The sequence below is a fragment of the Microcystis sp. M079S1 genome (assembly GCF_020246425.1).
Taxonomy (GTDB): Bacteria; Cyanobacteriota; Cyanobacteriia; order Cyanobacteriales; family Microcystaceae; genus Microcystis; species Microcystis aeruginosa.
In genome coordinates this window covers 1-6,519 of record NZ_JADBSZ010000254.1, presented here as the reverse complement: position 1 = coordinate 6,519, position 6,519 = coordinate 1, and the positions used below count along the sequence as shown (strand labels likewise).

Annotated in this window: 6 protein-coding genes and 1 pseudogene; 4 read left to right on the top strand and 3 right to left on the bottom strand. The window is 47.7% G+C overall.

Going from position 1 to position 6,519, the window contains the following annotated elements; all coding sequences use genetic code 11:
- Positions 1-320: 320 nt before the first annotated feature.
- Together IM456_RS16780 and IM456_RS16775 are read right to left on the bottom strand one after the other, a co-directional pair.
- Positions 321-644: a nucleotidyltransferase domain-containing protein gene (locus IM456_RS16780; RefSeq protein WP_002750888.1), complete on the bottom strand. Its 324-nt coding sequence runs from the start codon at positions 642-644 to the stop codon at positions 321-323.
- Between the two features lie 3 nt (positions 645-647).
- A complete protein-coding gene (locus IM456_RS16775) occupies positions 648-2,135 on the bottom strand; it encodes a type I restriction-modification system subunit M (RefSeq protein WP_149988271.1) in 1,488 nt (495 codons plus the stop codon).
- A 442-nt stretch (positions 2,136-2,577) separates the two neighbouring features.
- Between IM456_RS16775 and efp the strand changes: the two genes are divergently transcribed.
- The 3 genes from efp (at position 2,578) to IM456_RS16760 (ending at position 4,950) form a co-directional block, all read left to right on the top strand.
- The gene (efp, locus tag IM456_RS16770) at positions 2,578-3,135 is read left to right on the top strand and encodes an elongation factor P (protein WP_002762061.1); all 558 of its coding nucleotides are present in this window, start codon (positions 2,578-2,580) and stop codon (positions 3,133-3,135) included.
- A 166-nt stretch (positions 3,136-3,301) separates the two neighbouring features.
- Positions 3,302-3,796 carry an acetyl-CoA carboxylase biotin carboxyl carrier protein gene (gene accB / locus IM456_RS16765; RefSeq protein ID WP_287691933.1) on the top strand — a complete coding sequence of 165 codons (495 nt, stop codon included), beginning with the start codon at positions 3,302-3,304 and terminating at the stop codon, positions 3,794-3,796.
- A gap of 167 nt (positions 3,797-3,963) precedes the next feature.
- Positions 3,964-4,950, top strand: coding sequence for a zinc-dependent alcohol dehydrogenase family protein (locus IM456_RS16760; RefSeq protein ID WP_287691935.1), 987 nt, complete (start codon positions 3,964-3,966; stop codon positions 4,948-4,950).
- 373 nt (positions 4,951-5,323) lie between these two features.
- On the opposite strand, the gene IM456_RS16755 is transcribed toward IM456_RS16760, so the two are convergent.
- On the bottom strand, positions 5,324-6,028 hold the full coding sequence (locus IM456_RS16755) for a PEP-CTERM sorting domain-containing protein (protein ID WP_253881462.1): 705 nt from the start codon (positions 6,026-6,028) through the stop codon (positions 5,324-5,326).
- A 151-nt stretch (positions 6,029-6,179) separates the two neighbouring features.
- Here IM456_RS16755 and IM456_RS23595 point away from each other — a divergent pair.
- Positions 6,180-6,302 (top strand): annotated as a pseudogene (locus IM456_RS23595) (branched-chain amino acid ABC transporter substrate-binding protein); the annotation flags it as partial.
- Positions 6,303-6,519 lie beyond the last annotated feature (217 nt).

Here is a 6,519-nt window from a genome sequence, read left to right as displayed (position 1 = left end):
TTGGGGGGGATCGAATGGCGCTTTTATTCTAGTCATCACATCCTCTCCAAAACCTGATCAATCTTATTTCTCAGCATAAATCAAATATCCTTTCGGTGGACTAAAGCGGTGGGTTACGACGGATTGTTAGATTGACTTTAATGCCTAGATTGTTGCCGTCTAACCCACCCTACTATGAACTCTTCTCCCTTCAATGGGTAGGGTGGGTTAGCGATAGCGTAACCCACCACTCTCTTGGAATCTAAATGCCGACAAATCTTATTTCTCAGCATAAATCAAATATCCTTTCGGTTGAGCAAAACTACCAATGCAATCATCGCTCATAGCGTAACCCCTTCGCGTCGTATGTTGTCAAGAAATGGATTATCTCCGCTCTGGAACTTTGCCGCAGAGATAAAATGACGGGAAACAACCACATTATAATCAAGGCAAAGCCTAGCGATAAATTCACTCGTGCGGTCAATTTCCTGATAAGGATCCACCACACCAGAAAGAATGACCAAAAGATCGATATCAGAATCTTCCCGTCCATCTTCCCGTGCTTGGGAACCGTAAAGGACGATTTTCTGTAATTGGTTTTGATAGAGCAGATGGAAATAATCTTTTATCTCCCGCAGAATAACCTCTAGCTGTAGATTTTTCATCTCCTAATCTCCTAACATCTCCTCTAATGCGTCCAAATCCTGACGAATATCAGCCTCTAAAGCCCTTAACTTCTGTAAAATCACCTTCGGCGGCTCATAGCTCACTTCTTCGTACTCTATCTCCTTATAGCGGTTAATTGATAGATCATAAGCATTGGCTTGAATCTCCTCGCGAGGCACAAAAAACGCCTTTGCTTGGCGATTGGTATCCTTAGCGGAGTCGCGTTGCTGCCAACAGCGCAGCAAGTCTGGGATATCATTATCGGCAATCGGTTGGCGCTTATCATCGAGAGAGAAACCATCCGCCACCATGTCATAAAACCAAACGAAGTCAGTCCCCTTTTCCCTTACCCCCAGTTTCGTAAAAATCAGGATTGCGGTGGATACCCCCGCGTAAGGTTTAAACACCCCCGACGGCATCGATATCACCCCCTCTAGCTTATGTTCTTCTACCAAGATGGTGCGGATGTCCTTATGGGCCTTGGACGAGCCAAATAGCACCCCATCCGGCACAATTACCGCACCTTTTCCCCCCGTCTTCAGCAAGCGCAAAAACAGGGCCATGAATAATAACTCGGTTTTAGTGGTGTCGATGATTTTCGATAAATCCTTGGCAATAGTGGACTTCTCCAGCGAACCCTTAAACGGTGGATTAGCCAGAATCATGGTAAAACTATCCTCTACCCCGGCGTGATCCTCCGATAGGGAATCCCGGGCCTCGATAATCGGCTGCTCGATACCGTGTAACATCAGGTTCATGCTGCCAATGCGTAACATCGTCCCATCGAAATCAAAACCGTGGAACATTTGGTTATTGAAATGCTCTAGGTTGCCGCGTTCAAGGAGCAAACGTCCCCCCTCGCTGTCCTTTAACTCCCGCACATACTCGGCAGCCGCTACTAAAAAGCCTCCTGTGCCACAGGCCGGATCACAGATAACTTCCCGGGGTCCCGGCGCTAATAACTCCACCATCATTTTGATAATATGGCGCGGTGTGCGAAACTGTCCGTTAGTCCCGGCTGTACTCAGTTTCGAGAGCATATACTCGTAAAGGTCGCCTTTGGTGTCCCGATCCTCCATGGGGATTTTTTCAATTTGCTCGATTACCGTCGCCAGCAGGGCCGGGGAGGCGATGAGAAACACCGCGTCCTTCATGTGTTTAGCGTAGGTGCTACCCTTAGAAAACTGTCCCAGATCTTTGATAAAGGGAAACGCTTCATCCCGGACAATCCGCAGCATTGTCTCGGCATCATCGAGATTTTTGAAGTGGGACCAACGGATATGCTGTTGGCTGAGGGTAAAGGTGGGATTTTCGAGGTTTTCGCCTAATCGTTGGGATTTACGCTCCTTAGCTAGTTCTAGGTCATCTAGGCGCTTGATGAAGAGTAAATAGGAAATCTGCTCGATTACCGAAAGCGGGTTACTAATGCCGTTATTCCAGAAGGTTGTCCAAAGTTTATCTATTTTGGATTTTAATTCGCCGGTGATCATCGCTGTTTACTCGTTCACTGCTTTCAATATTGCAGTAATATTGTACTAAAAATCGAGGTTTCAGGGTGAAAAATGCTATTAGGTACTTAGGGTTTGCTGAATAAATCTAAAAACCTTGTTGGATAAGACTTTTAGACTTGTTTTCCCTCAAAAAGTGCCAGCCATTGCGGGGATCGGGGGAAAATTCAGGTACTTTTTCCCTGAAAATTAGGTAGTTGACCACCTCAAAACTGGTAAAACCCCACACCCCACACCCCACACCCCACACCCTGCCACCACCGAAAAGCTTTTTCAGCAAACCCTACTTAAGTGATTAGCTTTTGTCCCTTGCTTGCCCCACCTCTCACCTCCCCTTTACCTGTACGGACGGGAAAAAAGTTTTTTCGGGTACAGGAAGTATGTAAAATGGAATGTTGATCTTTCTTGGCCTAAACAGCATTTCATGATTTCGAGTAACGACTTTCGGAGTGGCACGACCATCGAGATAGATGGCTCTGTCTGGCGGGTGGTGGAATTCCTGCACGTCAAACCGGGCAAGGGATCGGCCTTCGTGCGAACCAAGTTAAAAAATGTTCAGACCGGCAACGTGGTAGAACGGACGTTCCGGGCGGGGGAAACCTTACCCTCGGCCACGATCGAAAAGCGCACCATGCAGCACACCTACAAAGAAGGCGATCAGTTTGTCTTCATGGACATGGAGACTTTTGAGGAAGCAACTCTCACCCCGGTACAAATGGGCGATCGAGCCAAGTATCTGAAAGAAGGAATGGAAGTCAATATTCTCTTTTGGAATGATCAAGTGTTAGACATAGAATTGCCCACTTCGGTAATCTTGGAAATCACCGATACAGATCCGGGAGTCAAGGGAGATACGGCCACCGGTGGCACGAAACCGGCGATCGTAGAAACGGGAGCGCAGGTGATGGTTCCCCTGTTTATTTCTATCGGTGAAAGGATCAAAGTGGACACCCGGGATGGTTCCTATCTGGGACGGGAATAATTGTGATGAGAAGCCCAGAAATGAGGGCTTAGGGACGGGTTTAGGACTAAAGCCAGTGTTTCTGAGCCTGTTTCCCAAAACTTAGCCGCTAGATGGGAAAAATCGATAGTTTGGTGGGTGCGAATTTGGATTTGTTGCTTTTTATTTGCGAGGGGATTTCAGAGCGGTGACTATTGATTACAACGAAATTCGAGAACTGATCAAAACATTGGCAGCAACGGATATCAGTGAATTTAGCCTGAAAAGTGCAGATTTAGAGCTAAATATCCGCAAAGGAACCGTTAATACTGCCCTTGGGCCTCTCGCCGCTCCCTTGCCGGTGGTGACGGACACCGTCGCCCCTCCAGTGGTAGCCGCAGGTCTCACCCCGGTCCCAGAAACCCCCACTCCCGAACCCGTAGCCGCCGCTATGGATAAAAAATGGCTGGCGATTACCTCTCCCATGGTCGGCACTTTTTATCGCGCTCCTGCTCCCGATGAACCCTCTTTCGTGGAAAAAAACGATCGGATCCGTGTCGGACAAACGGTCTGTATCATCGAAGCGATGAAGTTGATGAATGAAATCGAAGCGGAGGTGGCCGGGCAAATCGTCGAAATCGCCGTCGCTAACGGTGAACCGGTAGAATTCGGTCAGACATTAATGTGGGTTAATCCCGAATAAGTGAGTGGTTATAATTGAATAGAAGATAGATTTTGTCTTTGATCCCCCCTTAGTCCCCCCTTAATAAGGGGGGTGCTGATCCCCCCTGCCCCCTTAATAAGGGGGGTGCCGGTAGGCGGGGGGAGCCCCGCCACCACGAAAAACTTTTTCAGCAAGCCCTAGATAGAATGAAAGCTATCCTCATGACCGCCGTGGATGTCCTGCAGCTTCAGGAAGTCCCCACCCCGAAAATTAGTCAACCGCATCAGGTTTTAGTAGCATTAAAAGCGGCTGGTGTCAACCCTATTGATACAAAAATTCGTAAACGCGGCACTTTTTACCCCGAGCAAATGCCGGCCATTTTGGGCTGTGACGGGGCGGGAATTGTCGAGGCCGTTGGGGCGGCGGTCCAGGATTTTCGCCCCGGGGATGAAGTGTACTTTTGTAGCGGCGGACTGGGCAGGGCTGGCACGGGAAATTATGCCCAATATGCCCTGATCGAGGCGGATTATCTAGCCCACAAGCCGAAATCTCTTTCTTTTGCCGAGGCGGCCGCTGTACCTTTGGTTTTAATCACCGCTTGGGAAGCACTCTACGATCGCGCTCGTCTTCAGTCGGGACAAAGCGTACTTATCCATGGCGGGGCCGGGGGTGTTGGTCATGTCGCGATTCAATTGGCGAAACTGAAGGGGGCTAAAGTTTATACGACGGTGGGAAATAGCGATAAAGAGCGTTTAGTGCGGCAATTAGGGGCAGATTACCCGATTTTATACAAACAAACCGATTTTGTCTCGGCGATACTTCAACAAACCGCAGGGAAAGGGGTAGATGTCGCTTTTGATACGGTGGGAGGGGAAACTTTTGGCCAAACTTGCCGAGCGGTGCGAGTGTACGGCGATATGGTGACGATTTTGGAACCTACGGGCAGCTGGAAAGAAGCCCGCGATCGCAATTTGCGGATTAGTTTAGAATTAATGTTAACCCCGGCTTTGATGGGACTGCCAGAAGCGCAAAAATATCAAACAGAAATTCTCAGACGAGGGGCGCGTTTAATTGACGAGAAAAAGTTAACTATTCATCTCTCCCAAACCTTCCCTTTAGCGGCAGCTATCAGCGCCCATCAATTGCTAGAAACTGGTTCGGTGACGGGGAAAATAGCCCTAATTATTGACTAGAAATCTGCCGGTCACTATATACGATACCTCGTTGTCAGGGTCTCTCTGGCCAGACATTTCCAGAGGTTTTAGCTAACCTGAGTTCGGGATAAGCTAAAACCCTAATTTTCTCGTTCGCTGTAAACCCTATTCTTTGGTGGAATGAGTAGGAAAATAGCCTTAACCCGAACTGAGGTTAGCTAGGTAATAGGTGTAGGGCTAATTCATGAATTAGCCCTACAATCGGCGTTGTCAAATTGAAAGATGCTCCGAATCAGCTTGGAACTGAAATTACTTTGATAGGAAAGATTGCATGGCATCTTTCCTATTCTGATCTGACAACGCCCCCTTTTCTCACGCCAAAGTTTTACCTTGACACACAATAAGGTTGGGTTTAGTTCTGATTTTTTCTTCGGCTAACCGCAAACAAGCCACCGCCGAAAAAGACTAGACCCATAATCATAGAAGATTCGGGAACTGGTTGCGCGGTATTAACAATCTGGAAACCGAAAACATTATTCGAGATCACATTGTGGATAGAACCCCCTGTGGTGAGTGTAACACTCGATCCAGTTAGCCCGCTAAATAACTGGTACTGTCCAGGTCCGGTAGTCGGTGAACCGGATGTGGTACTCGTGGTTTGTAATAAAGCTGTCGCTCCTAAATTGTTTTGACCGCCACTGGCGTAATAGAAAGTAGTAGTGCCGTTACTAATCGATAACTGATTAGTTGCGGTTGTATCTGCGGAAGCGAATACATAGAGATCGTAGGAGGAGTAGGGAATTCCCGATAGGGAGATAGAGACTTCTCTCGTAGCATTGTCACCGTAAATACCAGAACGGTACAGGGTATTCGTGGCTGCATTAGAGGTGTTCGTCGGGGAAAAAAGATTATAAACACCGGTGGCAGTAAACGTTAACTGAGCGGTCGTCGCTGTTGCCGTATCATCGTTTAAGGTAATATTAGTTCCCGATGCACCAGCAATATCGTTCCAGTTAATCGCTGGAACGATCCCCGGACTATCGGACGCAGCGATTGTATGCACCCCACCGGAAAAATTGACCCCGATACTTGCCGCTAGGCTTGGAGAAACTGTCAATCCTAAAAATCCTACCAACACAGTAGAACCAGCAATTGATAAGCAGGGCTTTACCCCCCCCCTAAATTTATAAGTTTTGCTAAACCAAACATGGCATGGCTCCGATAATGATTTAAGTTACGCCAACAGGGTACAGCATTTAGTTAGAAGTGTCAAGGACTTAAAACGGGTAGATGATAAAAATCAACTCAGTACATTTTCCCTTGAACAAATTCGCCAACAATTAAATCAGGAAATTTTAATGGATGCCGATGGTAAAAATGGTAAATTTACACCATTTTTCTTTATTCGTAGCAGCCATCCTACTCCCCCCACCCCAACCTACCCCGATGTCGGGTCAGATTCAGCTAAGGGACTTGCGCTTTGATAATGTACCTTTTGGGCGAACGCAGTTCGCCCCTACATTGTGGACAAAATCCGTTACTGTAGGGGCGCAAAGCTTGCGCCCTCCGCTCGCTCAGGTTTGCTGATCACCCTAAGTAGGGGGAGAG